Source organism: Solibacillus merdavium, assembly GCF_014836935.1.
Lineage (GTDB): Bacteria > Bacillota > Bacilli > Bacillales_A > Planococcaceae > Solibacillus > Solibacillus ferritrahens.
The window spans coordinates 108,779-127,366 of record NZ_JACSPW010000009.1 but is presented as its reverse complement, the minus strand read 5'-3'; the positions used below and the strand labels follow the sequence as shown (position 1 = coordinate 127,366).

Below are 18,588 nucleotides of genomic sequence, written 5' to 3'. Positions count from 1 at the left end.
ACAATGAACGAATCCATGATGGACCGCGTTCCGCCGCATAATAATGAAGCCGAACAATCGGTTATTGGCGCAGTTTTCCTTGAACCGCAAGCTCTAATAACAGCATCTGAAATTGTTATTGCAGATGATTTCTATCATATTGCACACCAAAAGATTTTCCAAACGATGCTGAATTTAAGCGATCAGGGGAAAGCGATTGATGTTGTAACTGTTACAGAAGAATTATCAGCGAAAAAAGAGCTAGAGGATATCGGTGGCTTAAGCTATATTACGGAGCTGGCAAATGCAGTACCGACTGCTGCCAATATTGCACATTACGCAAAGATTGTAGAAGAAAAGGCGATTTTACGTCGCCTTATCCGCGTCGCTTCTAAGATTGCGGATGATGGATATACGCGTGAAGATGAAGTAGAAGTGCTCTTAGCTGAAGCTGAGAAAAAAATGCTTGAAGTTTCAAACAGGAAAAATGCGGGCGACTTTAAGCATGTTAAAGATGTATTAGTTCAGACCTTCGATAATATTGAACAGCTCCAATCACGTGCCGGAGACGTGACAGGTATTCCAACCGGTTTCCGTGACTTAGATAAAATGACAGCTGGTTTCCAACGCAATGATTTAATTATCGTGGCTGCCCGTCCTTCGGTAGGTAAAACAGCCTTTGCACTGAATGTAGCACAAAGTGTTGCGGTAAAGGCGCGTGAAAATGTCGCGATTTTCTCTCTAGAGATGGGTGCCGACCAACTTGTCATGCGTATGTTATGTGCAGAAGGCAATATCGATGCACAACGCCTTCGTACAGGGGATTTACAAAATGAGGACTGGGGCAAGCTGACGATGGCGATGGGAAGTTTATCGAATTCGGGAATTTATATTGATGATTCACCAGGTGTTCGTATGGCGGATATTCGTGCCAAGTGCCGACGATTGGCAAAAGAAAACGGTTTAGGCATGATTTTAATTGATTACTTACAACTAATTTTAGGTAGCGGTAAACCGGGCGAAAACCGTCAGCAAGAAGTATCGGAAATTTCTCGTTCATTAAAAGGATTAGCCCGGGAATTAAAAGTACCGGTTATTGCCCTATCACAGCTATCACGTGGTGTAGAGCAACGTCAGGATAAGCGTCCTATGATGAGTGACTTGCGTGAATCAGGTTCCATTGAGCAAGATGCGGATATTGTTGCGTTTTTATACCGTGATGATTATTACGATAAAGAATCCGAAAGTAAAGATATTATCGAAATCATTATCGCGAAGCAACGTAATGGTCCAACAGGTACAGTGAGTTTAGCATTCCGTAAAGAATACAATAAATTTTTAAATTTAGAGTTTACCCCTCCTCCACGTGAGGAATGACCGTTAAAACACGAACGTTTAACATGCTTGTCATGTGTATGTTCGTGTTTTTTATTGACTTTTGTGTTTCAGAATTGTTAAAATGTTCATGCTTCATCATTAAGGAATTAAAAGTAAATTTTATTAAAATGAATAGGATACTTATACTTCTTAAGGATTCAATTCGTCGGAGGTGCTCGTATATGACAGCAGTAGTTGTAGTAGGTACACAATGGGGAGACGAAGGAAAAGGTAAAATTACAGACTTCCTTTCTAAAAAGGCAGATGCAATAGCTCGTTTTGCAGGTGGCGATAATGCAGGTCATACAATAAAAATTGGGGAAGAAACGTATAAGCTTCACCTAATTCCATCTGGGATATTTTATTCTGATAAATTGTCGGTAATCGGCAATGGTGTTGTTATCAATCCCAAGTCCATTGTAACTGAATTAAAAGGTTTACAGGCAAGAGGTATTGATACATCGAATTTGAGAATTTCAAATCGTGCGCATGTAATTTTGCCATACCATATTCATCAAGATATCGTAGAGGAAGCAAGCCGTGGCGATGAGAAAATTGGGACAACGGCAAAAGGAATTGGACCATGCTATCAGGATAAAGTAGCCCGAATCGGCATACGTATTGCCGATTTAATGGATAGACCAACTTTTGAAAAGAAATTACGAGAAAACTTAAATTTAAAAAACCGCTTATTTACGAAATTCTATGAAGTAGAAGGCTTAAATTTTGAAGATATATTTGAAGAGTATTACGCGTTTGGACAAGAAATAGCCCAATATGTAACAGATACTTCTAAAGTGCTGAATGATGTAATTGATGAAGGTGGAAAGGTGTTATTTGAAGGGGCACAAGGAATTATGCTTGATGTCGATCAGGGAACATATCCTTTTGTGACATCATCAAATCCTGTTGCGGGAGGTATTGCGATTGGGTCAGGTGTAGGTCCCACTGCAGTAGAACGTGTTGTAGGTGTATGTAAGGCTTATACATCCCGAGTAGGAGATGGTCCATTCCCATCAGAGCTTCACGATGAAATCGGTCATCAAATTCGTGAAGTTGGCCGTGAATATGGTACGACGACAGGTCGTCCACGCCGTGTTGGCTGGTTTGACGCGGTAGTAGTTCGTCATTCGCGCCGTGTTTCAGGGATAACTGACTTGGCATTAAACTCCATCGATGTATTGTCAGGATTAGAAACAGTAAAAATTTGCACAGCGTATGAGTATAATGGAGAGCAAATTACTGAGTACCCAGCCAACCTTGAAATCATTAAACAATGTAAGCCAGTGTATGAAGAGTTACCTGGATGGTCAGAAGATGTAACAAATGTTCGTACAATGGAAGAGTTGCCGGAAAATGCACGTAACTATATTAATCGCATTGTAGAACTTACAGGTATCCCATTAACAACATTCTCAGTTGGTCCATCTCGTGAACAAACGAATATTGTAAATGCTATTTGGCAATAGTAGAAGAACTTCAAAGGGGGTATTAAAAGTCGTAAGGCTTTTAATACTCTTTTTCTATTTAATAGGCAAATAGAAAATATACAAACAAGAACAATTAAAGGCAATCACTCTATCAATTAGAATGTAACAATTTTTTAGATAATAATACAATTTCATTACAAAAATATTGAAGTAGTTCATTTGGAATGAGAAATATGGTACAGTAGCAAAGTGTGTTTTAACACTTGAAGATAAATAGAAGCACTAAATATTATAGATTAGACATAGTTGGAAGGGGCTTTATCATGAGTTCAAAAGGAAACAAGTTAGGCTTAGGCAATTTAAAACAAAGTCTAATGAATCGTCATAATGGAAAATTAAAAATTACTGCAATTTTTGCGTTACTCGTTTCTACGGTGACATTCAATCTAGGTTTCGCGAATGAAACAGATAAAGAACAATTCGCTAAAATTTACCACGTTTATGTAGCTGATACATATGTTGGATCTGTTGCAGATGAAGCAACAGTAGAAGAAGTTGTACTAAATAAAGAACTAGAAGCTAGCAAGAAGTATGATAATTTAAAGGTCGATGCTAGTAGCGAACTTAAGATTATTCCAGAGCAAGTATTTACAGTAGATGCAAATGAAGAAGAAACGATAAAAAACCTTCAAGAAGCATTGACAGTTCAAGCACAAGTTTATTCCCTACAAGTAGAAGATACAGTCGTTGCTTCATTGAAGGACAAAGCGGATTTTGAAGCTGTAATTGACGGATTAAAGCTTCGCTATATTACTCAATATCAATTGAATAAATTGAAAAACAATTCAACTAGTGATTCTTTACCCGAATTAAAAAAAGATGAAACCCGTCTAATTGATGTTGCACTGTCAGCTCCAATTACAGGACAGGAAGATTTAGCAAAGCCAGATGAAATTGTTTCTGTATCAGAGGCGATCCAGTTATTACAAACAGGTTCAGTACAGCAAGAAACCTATACAGTAAAACCAGGAGATATGTTGGGCTCTATAGCATCTGCACATGATTTAACAATAGCACAATTATTATCTTTAAACCCTTCTCTTACAGAAAATACATTACTGCAGATTGGTCAAGAGCTAAATGTTACGATAGAAAAACCATTCGTTAATGTTAAGGCCGTTTATGAGAAGAAAAAAATCGAGGAAATTGATTTCGCTAAAGTTGTTGAAGAAGATCCAACAATGTTAAAAGGTGAAAAAATTGTTAAGCAAGAAGGCAAAAAAGGTAAGAAAGAAGTTTCTTATTTAATTACAGAAGAAAATGGCGTCCGAACAGAGCGACGTCAATCTGTGGGAAATGTATTAATAGAACCTGAAAATCGTATAGTAATCGTAGGAACGAAGGTAATTCCTTCTATTGGAACAGGAACCTTCGCTTGGCCAGCAGTTGGAGGTTATGTTTCAAGTAATATGGGACATCGTTGGGGACGCTATCATTATGGAATCGATATTGCGCGACCATCCAATTATACGATTAAAGCTTCAGATAATGGGGTTATTAAAACAGCTGGAAGTCATTCAACATATGGGAACTATGTTGTAATCGACCATAATAATGGCTTTGAATCACTATACGCACACTTATCAAGTATTGAAGTATCAGTTGGACAAGTAGTAGAACAAGGATCTGCTCTTGGACAAATGGGGTCCACAGGTCGTTCAACGGGAACTCATCTGCATTTCGAAATTCATAAAAATGGTTCTGAAGTAAATCCATTATCATATTTAAATTAATTTAGGGAGGTGTGTTAAAAGCTTTGACTTTTAGCACACTTTTTTCAATTATTACAGCACTTTCAGAGAATAGAACTAAAATACGGAAAAAATTTAAAAATATTTCCTGGAAAATAATTTATGGAAAACATCTGTATAATGCATCAAATCGCAAACCGTGATAGAGTAATGATAGTAAAAATAAACATTACTTTTCATTTTATATAGAATTTATTTAGGAAAGAGGTATATAGATGATTGATAAAACAATTTTAGTTGTAGATGATGAGAAACCAATTGCAGATATTTTGCAGTTTAATTTAATTAAAGAAGGCTATCGTGTAATTTGTGCGTACGATGGAGACGAGGCTCTACAAAGAGTAGAAGAAGAGCAGCCAGATTTAATGTTATTGGATATAATGCTTCCAAAGCGTGATGGAATGGAAGTATGTCGTGAAGTCCGTAAAAAATATGATTTTCCTATTATTATGCTAACGGCAAAAGGCTCGGAGATTGATAAGGTGTTAGGTCTTGAAATGGGAGCAGATGATTATGTAACGAAGCCATTTAGTACGCGGGAGCTAATCGCCCGTGTGAAGGCAAATATGCGCCGATTAAATGTACCTGCTCAAGTAGAGGAAGCGCAAGCTGAATCAAATGATATTGTTGTAGGTTCATTGACAATTCAGCCTGATGCATACTTAGTTTTAAAGCGTGATGAATCAATAGAGCTAACGCATCGTGAATTTGAATTATTGCACTATTTAGCAAAACATATCGGTCAAGTAATGACGCGTGAACACTTGCTACAAACTGTATGGGGTTACGATTACTTTGGTGATGTACGTACAGTAGACGTAACAATTCGCCGTCTAAGAGAAAAAATAGAAGATAATCCGAGTCATCCATTATGGATTGTAACAAGACGGGGAGTCGGCTATTACTTACGAAATCCTGAACAGGAGTAGACTACATGCAAAAAGTAAGCTTTTTCAAATCGATTCATGTAAAGCTTGTATTAATCTATGTACTTTTAATAATTATTGCTCTTCAAATTATTGGGATCTATTTTTCTAAGCAGCTTGAGACGAATTTAAAAACGAATTTCCAAGATTCCATCCGTCAAAGAATTGAGCTTGTTCACTACAGTATCCGCGAAGAAATGATTAAAGAAGTGGATGATATGGCACCTTCAATAGAGTTGAGATTAAAAACGATTTTACAGGAAGTCTCTACAGAGGATATTAACAAAATTATTGTTGTTAATAATCGCAGTCGTATTCTAGCTATTTCGGACGCTAATAATCAGGCGCTTGTGGGGCAACGGGCAAATGAAGATAATATAAGTAAAGCGATGTCCGCCGAAACGTTATGGGATAGTATTTCGCTGGACCGTGATACAGGGCAGCGAGTCTGGCTGCTTGCATTCCCCATAACCGATACAGTGGGACCAAATGGGGAAGTAAGAGGTGCTATATATGTCGAATCTAATATTGAAAAAGTATATGAACAACTAAATGAAATAAACCGTATTTTTGCTGCTGGTATTGCAATGTCTCTGGCTATTACAATCATTTTAGGAATACTTGTTGCACGAACGATTACAAGACCCATTTCCGATATGCGAAAACAGGCGCAAGCGATGTCAAAAGGAAATTATTCCCGAAAAGTACGTGTATACGGAACAGATGAGATTGGTCAATTAGCGATTGCTTTTAACCATTTGACTAATCGCCTACAAGAAGCACAGTCTACGACAGAAGCTGAACGTCGGAAATTGGCAAGTGTTCTTAGTAATATGACAGATGGGGTTATTGCAACAGATCGCAAAGGGAAAATTATATTAATTAATGAGCCTGCTCTGGATTTACTTCATGATACACGGGAATCTACTTTAAACCGTCCAATTGCTTCTGTTTTAAGATTGGATCAGGAATATAGTTTTGAAGATTTAATTCATATGAAAGAGCCTGTAAATCTTGATTTTAGCATGAGTGATGCACCGTATATTTTACGAGCCAACTTCTCTGTTATTCAAAAAGAAACGGGCTTTGTGAATGGCTTAATTACCGTATTGCATGATATTACTGAGCAGGAGAAAATTGATCTGGAACGGCGGGAATTCGTAGCGAACGTATCACATGAGCTACGGACACCACTTACAACAATGCGAAGCTATTTAGAAGCATTGGCAGAAGGAGCTTGGCGTGATGAAAATATTGCCCCAACGTTTTTAAATGTTACACAAACAGAAACTGAGCGTATGATTCGTTTAGTAAATGATTTATTACAGCTTTCTAAAATGGATAGCCAAGAGTATGAATTGAATTTAGGATTTGTAGAGTTTAATAAGTTTTTCACACAAATTATTGATCGCTTTGAAATGTCGAAGTCACAAAATGTAGAGTTTATCCGTTTACTTCCAGAGAAAAGTTATTTTGTAGATATTGATACCGATAAGCTGACACAGGTAATCGATAATATTATTTCAAATGCATTGAAATATTCTCCAGACGGTGGTTATATCCGTTTCGGGTTTACTGTACATGATAATATGCTTCGCGTCATGATTTCGGATGACGGGATGGGAATTCCAAAGGAAAATGTAGCACGGATTTTTGATCGCTTCTATCGTGTAGACCGAGCACGTGCACGATCGATGGGCGGAACTGGTTTAGGACTTGCAATTGCGCGTGAAATGATTGAAGCACATGGCGGGAAAATTTGGGCAGAAAGTGAGGAAGGACAAGGTACTACGATATTCTTCACTTTGCCATACGAATTGGATGAAGCGGGGGATTGGGAATGAAATATGTTGAACAAGTAAAATCAATTTTATTAACATTCCTCGTTTTGCTCAGTATTATCTTTACGCTTCTTATTTGGAACTACAAGCCCGACTATGGGTTAATAGAAGAAACACAGATTGAGGAAGTTATGGTCGGTCAACAAAAGGAATTGAATGATGTATTAAAGCCTTATCGACTGCTGTACCGGCAAAATGACGAATTTTTCGGTACGGTATCTCCAAGTGTTTTAAATGAACTCTACAGCTATTTACGAACTTGGGAAACGAGTGAGCTTGATTTAATTAATACCAATCTATCTGATGAAAAAATGAATGGAATTATAAGAACAAATAATCGTGTCACGATGTTTTTCAATGAGGAGTTACCGTTACAGGTTTTTTCAAATGTTGTATCGTTTAATGATAAGGCTATACCGGGAGCAAGCTTTACTCGCCTAATTTTGGACTGGTCAACATTAGAAACGAACAATCAGTTACAACTGCTCTTTTTGAATACAGAAAAACGGATATTATATAGAACATATGCAGATATAGTAAATACAGACAAGTTTTTGACAGAAGTAATTGAGCCTGCTAAAGATTATAGTCCATATGTAGAAATAGAACGAGATTCATTACGCTCATTGTATGTCTCAAAAAATCCGATTCAATCGACACGCTATACGTATTTAATACAGGAGATTTCCCCAAATTTATTTAAATCAATTGTTTTTACACAACCGAAAATTGTACAGCGAAATATTGAAAGTGAATATTCGGATAGGTATACAGATGATACATCATTAATGACGGTGGATACTAAGAATCGCATTCTTAATTATGTGTACCCGCCTGCAGAAAGTATTGTGCCCATTCCATCATCGAAATTACTTAAAGATAGCTTTGATTATATAAATGATCATGGTGGATTTACAGGAGACTATCGATTCTCTTCGATGAATATAGAAAAGCATATAACGGAATATCAACTGTTTTTACATGGATTGCCGATTTATAGTAATATGACGACAACCCCAACCCGCATTATAACAACATGGGGTGAAAATCGCATTTTCCGCTATCGACGTCCTTATTATTCTATCGCAACAGAAGGCGAAGTCTATAGAGAACAGAAAGAATTGGTATCTGGTGAGGAAGTAATCGAGTATATTCGAAATACGGATGACTCATTTAAAGATATTGATGAAGTTGTTGTTGGCTATTATTTCGCGCAAGATGAAGCGTTCATTTTAGAACCTAGTTGGTTTACCATTTCGAACAATGAGTGGACACACATATCACCCGAGCGTACAGGGGGGATTATAGATGGATTGGAGTAGAACGAAATCTATTTTTATATGGGTGTTTTTAATATTGAATCTCTTTTTATATACGCAATATCTAGAAAGCTATAACGAAGGTCAACTAATTGAGGTTTTAGGAGAAACGACGAAAAAAATTGAAGCGCGTTTGAAAGAAGATAATATTACGTATATAGCACTTCCAAATAACAATGAAAGTGCAGCTTACTATTCTGGGCAAATCAAAAAATTCTCACCGGCAGAAATACCGTATTCCGCAAATCAATTTACACAAATTGAAAATGAAAATAAGCTAATTGTGACGATGGAAAAGCCAGTTAAGCTTCAGGAAAACGGTGGCAGGAATCCATTTCTTGAATTTCTTTACAATAATGTACAAGAAGGCGACTCCTATGTATTATGGAATGTTGATGAAGAAAAAAGAGAGGCTACATTTTTCCAGAAGGTAAATAACTTAACACTGTATTACAATGTACGTGGTTATGTAAAAATTTACTGGGATGATGAAAATCGTGTGTATGCGTATGAGCAAACAATGCTGGAAAAACATGAGAAGTTAGATAAACAACAAAATTTACTAACGGCAATACAAGTTTTGCAGATCTTAGATAATAAAAATTTATTAAAACCAGATTCTCAAATTTTAGAGATGAATATTGGCTATTCCACAATTGTCCAATTAACACAAACTCAGGTTTTTGCGCCTACTTGGGAAGTACGTGTGAAGCTAAAAGATGGACAAGAAGAAATACATTTTGTAAATGCAGTACAAGGAAAGATTGTGGAATTACAAAATGATTTATCCGAAATCGTCGAAGAGACAGAGGATTTGGAAGAGTAGGGAGTTTTAACAATGCGATTTAGCGTTTTAGCAAGTGGCAGTACAGGGAACGCAGTCTACGTAGAAAATGATGAACATTCATTTTTGATTGATGTAGGCTTAAGCGGAAAAAAAATGGAGCAACTGTTTGCTAATATAGATCGTGATATGAAAAGTTTATCAGGTATTTTAGTAACGCATGAGCATAGTGACCATATTAAAGGTCTTGGAGTCATTGCACGTAAATACAATATACCGGTATATGCTAATGCAAAAACATGGACTGCAATGGATGGTTTAGTTGGTACAATTCCAACAGATTTATGCTTCGATTTTGATATGGAAACAGTAAAAACTTTTGGCAGTCTTGATATTCAATCGTTTGCCGTGTCACATGATGCTGCGGATCCAATGTTCTATACATTCCATGATAATGGCCGTAAACTTGTTGTCATTACTGATACGGGCTATGTAAGTGACCGTATGAAAGGATATATTGCAGCAGCAGATGCCTATGTATTTGAAAGTAATCATGACGTGAGTATGCTGCAAATGGGTAAATACCCTTGGAACATTAAACGACGTATCTTATCTGATGTCGGTCACGTTTCGAATGAGGATGCTGCTGTAGCAATGGCAGATGTTGTTGCGGAAAAACAGACTCAGATTTATTTAGCCCACTTAAGTAAAGACAATAATATGAAAGATTTAGCTCGTATGAGTGTCGAACAAACATTACAGTCTTGTGGCATTATAACGGGAGAATATTTGCACTTACATGATACTGATGCAAATGAACCTACCAAGCTTGTGATGGTATAAATATGAGTAAAGAGGTGTGTTGAAAGTGAATACTTTCAGCACACCTTTTTTTAATGGAACTTTGCAATTTTTTAAGGAGGTTTTATGCAATTTTCATCTAATTTTAATGTTAAATGTGTATGCTATGAGTAAGAAAAGTAATGAAAGGATGAATACGATGGGATATTTTCCTGACGATGAAAAAAAAGAAGTCCAAAATAATCATATTTCAGAGCTTGAAGCTCGTTTAAAAAGAGAAGAGGAAGAAAGACAGCAACGTCTAAAAAATAAAAGAAATAAAAGTGGCAGTAAATTTGGCTACTTTATATCGGGACTGAGCGGTGTTGTTGTCGGTGCTTTATTATTATGGCTCCTCTTACCTTCTCTTGCTAATCAGTTGCCAGGTTCAAATGAAATAAACTCCATTTCAAATGAATCATCCGGTTCAACAATTAATCAAACTGCAACTGAAGTAACGACCGATGTTACAAATGCAGTTGAAAAAGTATCGAGTGCTGTAGTAGGGATAACAAATATCCAAAAAGTTGCACCAAACTTCTGGAACCAAAGCACCGGCACAGCTCAAGCTGTGGGTAGTGGTTCAGGAGTTGTTTATAAAGTAGAAGAGAAATTTGCATTTATTGTTACGAATCACCATGTTGTAGATGGTGCAGAGCAAATTGAAGTAACATTGGAAGATGGCGAAAAAGTTGAAGCTCAGCTTGTAGGGGCGGACATTTGGACAGACCTGGCGATTATTTCTATTCCGAGTGAAGGAATTGAAACAGTGGCGCAATTTGGTGATTCCGATGTATTAAAACAAGGTGAGACAGTTATTGCAATCGGAAATCCATTAGGCTTAGAATTTTATGGCTCGGTAACAACAGGTGTTATTTCAGGGAAGGATCGTTCTGTACCAGTCGATCTAAATGAAGATGGTGTAGAAGACTGGTCTACTGAAGTTTTACAAACAGATGCAGCGATTAACCAAGGTAACTCCGGCGGTGCTCTAATTAATATCGCGGGAGATTTAATAGGAATAAATTCGATGAAAATTGCACAATCTTCTGTAGAAGGTTTAGGGTTCGCAATTCCGATTAATTCGGCACTACCTATTATCGAACAATTAGAGAAGCACGGGGAAGTTCAACGCCCGACTATGGGTATTTCATTGGTAGATTTAACTGAAGTACCTGCTTATTATCAGCAACAAACATTACAATTGCCAGAAGAAGTGAAGAATGGGGTTGTCATTTCACAAGTTGTGCGCGGTTCTGCTGCGGATAAAGCGGGCTTACAGCAATATGATGTCATAGTTGAGATGGATGGACAAACAATTGAAAATTCAATTGAGCTGCGAAAGCACTTATATAACGAGAAAACAATTGGGGATACATTGCAGATTAAAGTGTACCGTGAAGGAAAAATTGTTGAAGCACAATTAGAATTGGTAGAAAATGCACAATTATAAATTGTGGATAACTAAAAATTAGAATTATTTTATACACAATGGGTAGAGAAGAAAAGGCTTTTCTTTTCTACCCAATTTTTGTTTGTTACAATGGATTGTGGATAACATTTAAAAATTGTGAATAAGTTTCTAGAAATTTCAGAAAAGAAAGAAGGATTGAATATGAAAAAATTTAGCTGTGAAACCCATATAGATCACGCTTTAGATATGCTTGTAGCAGAGACCGAACAATTTCCAACGATGGATTTTTTAACAGAAGATGAAAAGTTATCAACAACTTGTTCTTATTGTGAAGAGCAAGCAACATATATAGTATCAAGTAAATAACTTTACACAATATATAGGTTTTTGTTGTGGATATGTGCATAACTTTTGTGGATAACTTGTTTGTAAATGGAGTGTAAAGGTGGATAAGCTGTGAATATAACAATCATTTCAGTTGGTAAATTAAAAGAAAAGTATTTGAAGATGGGTATCGAAGAATATGTAAAGCGCTTAGGCGGATATGCAAAGGTGGACTTAGTAGAGGTACCAGATGAAAAGGCACCAGAACAGTTGAGCGAAGCTGATATGGAAATCGTCAAACGTAAAGAAGGTGAGCGCATCCTTGCGAAAATTAATGAGGGGACATATGTTATTGCGCTCGCTTTAGATGGCAAAATGAAAACTAGTGAAGAAATGGCCGCGGATTTAGAATCCCTCATGACATATGGAAAAAGTAAAGTGGCTTTTGTCATTGGAGGATCGTTAGGACTTCACTCCGATGTACTGAAACGGGCGGATGAAAAGTTGTGCTTTGGAAAGATGACGTTACCTCATCAATTGATGAAGCTAGTATTAGTAGAACAGATTTATCGAAGTTTCAGAATTATTAAGGGTGAACCGTACCATAAATAAGTGCAGTTTTTAAGAAAGTCATCAAAGCATTGAAAAATGAATGTTTTGATGGCTTTTTTTCATCAAAAATTTCCACCTCTAAAAATTAGAAAAATCCACCTTCGCAAAGTAAAAATTTCAAAGGTAATACATTGGCGATTAACGAAACAAAGGTTGTGCTTTAAGTAAGTATGGATCTATAAAATGGCCATCTGAGATGATGTTTATTCAGTATTTCAGGTGTAGTAGTATTACTCATCTTATTAAATAGTTGTAGCTAGCCGTAACGGAGGCTAGCGCTTTTTATTTCAACATTCAGTTTTAACAGAGCTAATGTCTAAAAATTTTGCGATTTGTTAGAATATGTTATTTATCCATCACATCTACTTTCATATCACATTACGCTACGAATGATAACATTAATGTTATGCTCCGTTGGTAGATTTACTATTAAAGTAGTGTTTATAATTAATTATGAGAGGATGAAAAGTATGATTAATTTGAATTTATGCTCGTTGAGAAAACGTCGTAATCTAACTCAAGAGCAATTAGCCCAAGAAATAAATGTTTCACGTCAAGTAATTGCAAAATGGGAAAAAGGCGAATCGACACCAGATTTACACCATAGTATGAATATTGCCAATTTCTTCGGAGTAACCTTAGATGCATTAGTAAACCATAACTCAGAAGAAACGGGTGTAGATATTCCACCGAAAGGCCAGCATTTTTTTGGGACAGCAACAGTAGGGGAACGCGGCCAAATTGTAATTCCGAAAAAAGCCCGTGAAATTTTTCAAATTAACCCAGGTGATTCAGTCGTTATTATAGGAGATGAGGATCGTGGGTTGGCGTTAGCACCTGAAAAAATGATTCAACAGTTTTTAGATATGGTGAAAGCTCAGCAAAAAGAGGAGGAATAAATTAATGAATGCTGCAATTGAACTTCAAGGTTTATCAAAACGCTTTAAAGAAAAAGTTGCCGTTTCTCCTATGACACTTACGATTAACCAAGGTGAACTATTCGGACTCCTTGGTGTAAATGGCGCTGGTAAAACGACACTTCTAAATATGCTAAGTGGCCTAGCAAAACCGTCTACAGGAGATGCGCTTGTCCTTGGGCATTCGCTTAGTAAAGAGTTACCAAGTATTCGAAAATTACTCGCTGTTTCCCCTCAGGAAACGTCCATTGCACCAAATTTATCTGTACGTGAAAATTTACTATTAATGGCACGCATTCACGGTTTTTCAAAGGAGAAGTCCATTGAAAAAACGGAGGCTTTAATTAGCCAGTTTTCACTACAGCCTTACGAACATCAACGTGGTAAGAATTTATCCGGTGGTTGGCAACGAAAGTTAAGCATTGCAATGGCTCTAATTGCAGATCCTCGAATTTTATTTTTAGATGAACCAACTTTAGGGTTAGATATCATTAGCCGCCGTGAACTTTGGGCAATGATTAATAAACTGAGAGAGACGACTACAATTGTACTCACTACGCACTATTTAGAAGAAGCAGAAAGCTTGTGCGATCGCATTTGTATTATGAAGGATGGCGAAATAAAGGCACTTGGTACAGTAGACGAGCTCATTATAACAGCAAGTAAAGAAAACTTTGAGGATGCATTTGTGCATTTCGTAACAGGAGGCGAATTATAATGAGGGCTCTTGTCTTTGCTGGACGTTGTACGAAAGAAATTGTACGCGACCCGATTTCATTATTTTTTGGTATAGCCTTTCCAATCATTTTACTGTTGCTTTTAACTGCGATTAATCGCAATGTTCCAGAAGCACTTTTTAATATTGAACATTTAACACCTGGCATCGCAGTATTTAGCCTTTCTTTTATTGCTTTATTTGCAGCACAAACGTTAGCGAAAGACCGTTCTACTTCCTATTTAATAAGATTGCTAACTACTCCTATGAGAGCAAGTGATTTTATTATTGGTTATACGCTTCCTTTAGGGATAATTGTTGTGCTTCAAAGTATTACTTGTTTTATAACAGCTTACTTTTTAGGTTTGGAACTATCTTTCAACCATGTATTTGCATTTATAGCCTTACTAATTACATCTACTATTTTCATAGCAATCGGACTATTATGCGGCACCTTATTTAGCGAAAAGGCAGCAGTAGGCTTATGTGGAGCTTTGTTAACGAACTTGACAGCACTATTATCTGGCGCATGGTTCGATGTATCGTTAATTGGGGGGGCCTTTGAAAAAGTCGCTTATGCTCTACCATTCGTCCACGCTGTTGATTTAGTTCGATCAATTGTAGCAGAAGACTTTAGCGCAATGTTTCCCCATTTATATGTTGTGGTAGTTTATGGAGCTGTCCTTTTTAGTCTTTCGATTTTTATTTTCAAATATAAAATTCAGCAAAATTAATAGTTAATCAAACTTACGTTACTTAAACGTAGGTTTTTTTATTTAAATTAACAGCTCTGTTAATTTAAATTATTGAAATAAGAGAGGAAATGACAAGCATTTTATTATTTGAAAAAAAATATCGGTGTTGCCTTAGTCGTGACCTAAATAGCAAATTGTTGTAGGACCATTAAAATGCAAACAGCCTGTTTCCTCTAGAGAACTAAGAAAGTTCAGGTCCATTAGAATCCCAAACCTTTTTTTCGATGTGAGAAAAGCTTTAGTCCAAGTTCTAAGTCGAATCGGACTAAAGCTTCTCTTATATGCCTCTGTGCTTTGTCACTTCTTGTGGAGGATTATTATGAATCACTTGGTTAAACTCTTTGGAATACTCTTCACGATGATTAATATCTTTTTTCGGCTTTTTTCTTTTTGTAAAACTTGTTTTACTCTTCTTAGCCATCAATCATTCACCTCCATTTTATAAGTCAAAACTAAGCGACAGAGTCAAATTTAATTTGTTCAGAACGGTTAATTTTATTCTTTATTTTTAAAGGTTATTAGATTTAAAAAATAACTGTAAGTTACTAATTATGCACACAACAAAGAACGCTACTTGAATGGCTGGCTTGGCAGCTTACCAGGTAGCATTAATTCTTTTTTCTAGTGCATATAAGAGGGATTAAGGATAAATAATAATTGCACTTAAACTAGGAAAGGTGAACCGTATCATAAATAAGTGTAGTTTTTAAAAGAACCATCTAAGACGTTGATTTGTCATCGTTTCAGGTGGTTTTCATATTGTCAATAGTTACTTAGTTACTTGTCTTAAGTAATCTTTTTATTTTTTTTTGAGCCAATTGTCTAGGAGTTTTTTACTTCATATTCGTTTTATCCGGATCATTTCCAACATATATTAGAAAACGTTGAGATTATAGGAGGTGTTTAGTTGCTGCTGTTTTTTATTTTATTTACTATTTGCTGCCTTACCTATGCACTAATAAAAAAACGTTTTATTGCACTTAGCTTTCCTGTAGCTGCACTAGTTATTTTAATGATAGTCAAAGTACTGTTGGTCCCGCTTCCTTTAATGGAAACGCTTCAATTCATTTTTGATCTGAAATAAATTTATGAAGAAAGGTGGTCCGAATGAAAAAGGTTGATCAAAAAGTTGCTGATGCTTATTTCCGTGAGAAAAATAGGTACATGCTAGTTTATTTTGCTATTTGGTTTCTTGTGTCTTATGTCGTGGTAGCGTTTGCAGACTCATTGACTGAAATTCAATTTTTAGGATTCCCATTCCACTATTTTATGGGAGCAATTGGAGCATTGTTTACCTTCATTGTTTTACTGTTTGTAAATGCGATTGTCGGTGACAAAATTGATAAAAAGTATGGGATTGATGATGAACGCAATAAAGAAATAGGCGCAAAAAATATGATAGATCACTAATGGAAGGGGGCTGAATAATGGATAGTCAATTTTTAGTGTCACTGGTGATTATATTAAGTACATTCGCTTTATATATTTGGATAGCAGTATTTAATACTGCAAAGCAAACATCTGATTTCTATGTTGCTGGCCGTGGAGTTCCTCCTATTTTTAATGGGATGGCAATCGGAGCAGACTGGATGAGTGCCGCGTCCTTTATCGGAATGGCCGGTACGATCATGCTACTTGGCTATGATGGATTAGCTTATATTATGGGATGGACTGGTGGGTATTTATTTTTAACGATATTACTTGCACCACAGCTTCGTAAATTCGGGCGCTTTACTGTACCTGAATTTATTGGAGACCGATTTAATAGTAAGGCAGCACTAATAATAGCGGCTATATGTACAATAATAATAAGCTTCACGTATTCCATTGGACAGCTATCAGGTTCTGGTGTAGTAATCGGACGCCTTTTTGAAATTGATGCAAAAATAGGAACAATGATTGGCGTTGTGTTAATTGCGTTTTATGCAGCATTTGGTGGGATGAAAGGTATTACTTGGACACAAGTAGCACAATACATTATTTTAATTATTGCTTACTTAGTACCAGTTATTTTTATGTCATTACAATTAACGAGTAATCCTTTACCGTGGATTTCCTATGGTGAAATTGTAACAAAAATGGGCGAACTTGACCGAGAGCTCGGAATCTCAGAATACTTTGCGCCATTTACAAATGGAACCAAGTGGCAATTTTTAGCGCTCATGTTTACATTAATGTGTGGTACAGCCGGACTTCCCCATGTTATTGTCCGTTTTTATACGGTAGGGACTATGAAGGCAGCGCGTTGGTCAGGTGCATGGGCACTAGTGTTTATCGGACTTTTATATTTTAGTGCACCAGCTTATGCAGCCTTTGCCCGTTTCATTTTAATGACGGAAATCGCTGGTAAAAAGATTGCGGAGTTACCGGCCTGGACTCAATCATGGATTGATACAGGAAAATTAGGGATAGTCGATACGAATGGTGATGGCATTCTTCAGTGGCTTGAACTTAAAATCGCTAATGATATTGTCGTAATGGCTACTCCTGAAATCGCAAATCTAGGTGTATTTGTTATTGGATTAGTGGCTGCAGGTGCAATGGCGGCTGCGTTATCTACTGCTGGTGGCTTGATGATCTCAATTTCCTCGTCGTTTGCACATGATATTTATTATCGGATCATCAATCCTCAAGCCTCTGAACAAAAACGTCTACTTGTAGGTCGTATTTCAATTGTCGTTGCAACATTACTAGCTGGAATTATTGCATTGAACCCACCTGGTGCCATTACACAAATTGTCGCATGGGCATTTGCGCTTGCTACAGGTACTTTCTTCCCTGCACTTGTATTGGGCGTCTGGTGGAAACGAGCGAATGCAAAAGGAACTATGGCTGGTATGCTTGTCGGTTTAACTGTGACACTTGTTTACATTTTTAGTGCGAAGTATGGTGGATTTACGATATTAGGAATTATCGATACAGGTGCTGGTATTTTCGGGGCAATAGCTGCTTTCGCTACTAATATCATTGTGTCACTTTCAACCCGTCCACCTTCACAAGAACTTCAGGATGCAGTTATAAACCTACGTTATCCTGAACAAATGACTTATAAAGATGGTGAAGTTTATTTAAACGATGGCTCATCGAAAGATCAATAAAATCAGAGGGGGGCAGTTCATCACCTTTTGTACAGAATTGCTAGAATTTCAAAATGAGGCTAGGACAGAAGTGGAAATTCCATTAGAATAGTCGAAATCTCTTAATAAGAAACTGATATCTTATGAAATTGATTGGAATGAAGGGGGACTCCTACGGGAATACCGTGAGGCCTGAGATTACAGGCTTAGGCCACACCCGTGAAAAGCGTCTCTGGAATGGAAATCAATTTTATGACAGTAAAAAAACACCATTTTTCTCTTTGAGAAAAATGGTGTTTTTTGGTTTTTCCTAACCTCGTTTTTATAGACTGATTAACTTGGAGATTAGCACCCGGGAATATGTATGTCATTAACCTACTTTATTGATAGCTATAAGAAATTCTTGCGAAAAAAAAATGCAGCATCTCACAAGGAGATGCTGCGGTAGAATTCTTTGTTCCTGAAGA

17 protein-coding genes are annotated in these 18,588 nt (G+C 36.7%); 16 read left to right on the top strand and 1 reads right to left on the bottom strand.

Annotated features, from left to right (window positions below; translation table 11 throughout):
* Window positions 1-3 precede the first annotated feature (3 nt).
* The 14 genes from dnaB to H9632_RS11095 all read left to right on the top strand — a co-directional run bounded on the left by dnaB (window position 4) and on the right by H9632_RS11095 (window position 15,023).
* Entirely contained in the window at window positions 4-1,356 is a 1,353-nt protein-coding gene (gene dnaB, locus H9632_RS11160) for a replicative DNA helicase (protein WP_191704162.1), read from the top strand.
* Between the two features lie 182 nt (window positions 1,357-1,538).
* Window positions 1,539-2,825: an adenylosuccinate synthase gene (locus H9632_RS11155; RefSeq protein WP_191704161.1), complete on the top strand. Its 1,287-nt coding sequence runs from the start codon at window positions 1,539-1,541 to the stop codon at window positions 2,823-2,825.
* A 284-nt stretch (window positions 2,826-3,109) separates the two neighbouring features.
* On the top strand, window positions 3,110-4,579 hold the full coding sequence (locus tag H9632_RS11150) for a peptidoglycan DD-metalloendopeptidase family protein (RefSeq protein ID WP_191704160.1): 1,470 nt from the start codon (window positions 3,110-3,112) through the stop codon (window positions 4,577-4,579).
* Window positions 4,580-4,815: 236 nt separating this feature from the next.
* Window positions 4,816-5,526, top strand: a complete 711-nt coding sequence (gene yycF, locus H9632_RS11145; protein ID WP_191704198.1) for a response regulator YycF — start codon at window positions 4,816-4,818, stop codon at window positions 5,524-5,526.
* A 5-nt stretch (window positions 5,527-5,531) separates the two neighbouring features.
* Window positions 5,532-7,367, top strand: coding sequence for a cell wall metabolism sensor histidine kinase WalK (walK, locus tag H9632_RS11140; RefSeq protein WP_191704159.1), 1,836 nt, complete (start codon window positions 5,532-5,534; stop codon window positions 7,365-7,367).
* The gene (locus H9632_RS11135) at window positions 7,364-8,686 is read left to right on the top strand and encodes a YycH family regulatory protein (protein WP_191704158.1); all 1,323 of its coding nucleotides are present in this window, start codon (window positions 7,364-7,366) and stop codon (window positions 8,684-8,686) included. Before walK ends, H9632_RS11135 begins: the two co-directional genes overlap by 4 nt.
* A complete protein-coding gene (locus H9632_RS11130; RefSeq protein ID WP_191704157.1) occupies window positions 8,673-9,509 on the top strand; it encodes a two-component system regulatory protein YycI in 837 nt (278 codons plus the stop codon). The genes H9632_RS11135 and H9632_RS11130 overlap by 14 nt, the downstream gene beginning before the upstream one ends.
* Window positions 9,510-9,521: 12 nt before the next feature.
* Complete coding sequence (locus H9632_RS11125) at window positions 9,522-10,310, top strand: MBL fold metallo-hydrolase (RefSeq protein WP_191704156.1); 789 nt, start codon at window positions 9,522-9,524, stop codon at window positions 10,308-10,310.
* Window positions 10,311-10,467: 157 nt separating this feature from the next.
* A complete protein-coding gene (locus H9632_RS11120; RefSeq protein ID WP_191704155.1) occupies window positions 10,468-11,760 on the top strand; it encodes a S1C family serine protease in 1,293 nt (430 codons plus the stop codon).
* Window positions 11,761-11,922: 162 nt separating this feature from the next.
* The gene (locus H9632_RS11115; RefSeq protein ID WP_191704154.1) at window positions 11,923-12,087 is read left to right on the top strand and encodes a CxxH/CxxC protein; all 165 of its coding nucleotides are present in this window, start codon (window positions 11,923-11,925) and stop codon (window positions 12,085-12,087) included.
* A gap of 90 nt (window positions 12,088-12,177) precedes the next feature.
* Complete coding sequence (gene rlmH / locus H9632_RS11110) at window positions 12,178-12,657, top strand: 23S rRNA (pseudouridine(1915)-N(3))-methyltransferase RlmH (RefSeq protein ID WP_191704153.1); 480 nt, start codon at window positions 12,178-12,180, stop codon at window positions 12,655-12,657.
* A 470-nt stretch (window positions 12,658-13,127) separates the two neighbouring features.
* Window positions 13,128-13,556, top strand: a complete 429-nt coding sequence (locus H9632_RS11105) for a helix-turn-helix transcriptional regulator (RefSeq protein ID WP_191704152.1) — start codon at window positions 13,128-13,130, stop codon at window positions 13,554-13,556.
* 4 nt (window positions 13,557-13,560) lie between these two features.
* Entirely contained in the window at window positions 13,561-14,292 is a 732-nt protein-coding gene (locus tag H9632_RS11100; RefSeq protein WP_191704151.1) for an ABC transporter ATP-binding protein, read from the top strand.
* Window positions 14,292-15,023, top strand: coding sequence for an ABC transporter permease (locus H9632_RS11095; RefSeq protein WP_191704150.1), 732 nt, complete (start codon window positions 14,292-14,294; stop codon window positions 15,021-15,023). Before H9632_RS11100 ends, H9632_RS11095 begins: the two co-directional genes overlap by 1 nt.
* Window positions 15,024-15,321: 298 nt before the next feature.
* Here the strand turns inward: H9632_RS11095 and H9632_RS11090 are convergent, their stop codons facing one another.
* Complete coding sequence (locus H9632_RS11090; protein WP_191704149.1) at window positions 15,322-15,465, bottom strand: hypothetical protein; 144 nt, start codon at window positions 15,463-15,465, stop codon at window positions 15,322-15,324.
* A 686-nt stretch (window positions 15,466-16,151) separates the two neighbouring features.
* Between H9632_RS11090 and H9632_RS11085 the strand changes: the two genes are divergently transcribed.
* Both H9632_RS11085 and H9632_RS11080 read left to right on the top strand, forming a co-directional pair.
* Window positions 16,152-16,454: a DUF4212 domain-containing protein gene (locus H9632_RS11085; protein WP_191704148.1), complete on the top strand. Its 303-nt coding sequence runs from the start codon at window positions 16,152-16,154 to the stop codon at window positions 16,452-16,454.
* A gap of 17 nt (window positions 16,455-16,471) precedes the next feature.
* Window positions 16,472-18,142, top strand: coding sequence for a sodium:solute symporter family protein (locus H9632_RS11080; RefSeq protein ID WP_191704147.1), 1,671 nt, complete (start codon window positions 16,472-16,474; stop codon window positions 18,140-18,142).
* The last annotated feature ends 446 nt before the right edge of the window (window positions 18,143-18,588 follow it).

What these genes read in the sequence shown, in the direction of transcription:
- dnaB (WP_191704162.1), top strand. Translation starts at nt 4, where the DNA reads ATGAACGAATCCATGATGGACCGCGTTCCGCCGCATAATAATGAAGCC.
- H9632_RS11155 (WP_191704161.1), top strand. Translation starts at nt 1,539, where the DNA reads ATGACAGCAGTAGTTGTAGTAGGTACACAATGGGGAGACGAAGGAAAA.
- H9632_RS11150 (WP_191704160.1), top strand. Translation starts at nt 3,110, where the DNA reads ATGAGTTCAAAAGGAAACAAGTTAGGCTTAGGCAATTTAAAACAAAGT.
- walK (WP_191704159.1), top strand. Translation starts at nt 5,532, where the DNA reads ATGCAAAAAGTAAGCTTTTTCAAATCGATTCATGTAAAGCTTGTATTA.
- H9632_RS11135 (WP_191704158.1), top strand. Translation starts at nt 7,364, where the DNA reads ATGAAATATGTTGAACAAGTAAAATCAATTTTATTAACATTCCTCGTT.
- H9632_RS11130 (WP_191704157.1), top strand. Translation starts at nt 8,673, where the DNA reads ATGGATTGGAGTAGAACGAAATCTATTTTTATATGGGTGTTTTTAATA.
- H9632_RS11125 (WP_191704156.1), top strand. Translation starts at nt 9,522, where the DNA reads ATGCGATTTAGCGTTTTAGCAAGTGGCAGTACAGGGAACGCAGTCTAC.
- H9632_RS11120 (WP_191704155.1), top strand. Translation starts at nt 10,468, where the DNA reads ATGGGATATTTTCCTGACGATGAAAAAAAAGAAGTCCAAAATAATCAT.
- H9632_RS11115 (WP_191704154.1), top strand. Translation starts at nt 11,923, where the DNA reads ATGAAAAAATTTAGCTGTGAAACCCATATAGATCACGCTTTAGATATG.
- H9632_RS11105 (WP_191704152.1), top strand. Translation starts at nt 13,128, where the DNA reads ATGATTAATTTGAATTTATGCTCGTTGAGAAAACGTCGTAATCTAACT.
- H9632_RS11100 (WP_191704151.1), top strand. Translation starts at nt 13,561, where the DNA reads ATGAATGCTGCAATTGAACTTCAAGGTTTATCAAAACGCTTTAAAGAA.
- H9632_RS11095 (WP_191704150.1), top strand. Translation starts at nt 14,292, where the DNA reads ATGAGGGCTCTTGTCTTTGCTGGACGTTGTACGAAAGAAATTGTACGC.
- H9632_RS11090 (WP_191704149.1), bottom strand. Translation starts at nt 15,465, where the DNA reads ATGGCTAAGAAGAGTAAAACAAGTTTTACAAAAAGAAAAAAGCCGAAA.
- H9632_RS11085 (WP_191704148.1), top strand. Translation starts at nt 16,152, where the DNA reads ATGAAAAAGGTTGATCAAAAAGTTGCTGATGCTTATTTCCGTGAGAAA.
- H9632_RS11080 (WP_191704147.1), top strand. Translation starts at nt 16,472, where the DNA reads ATGGATAGTCAATTTTTAGTGTCACTGGTGATTATATTAAGTACATTC.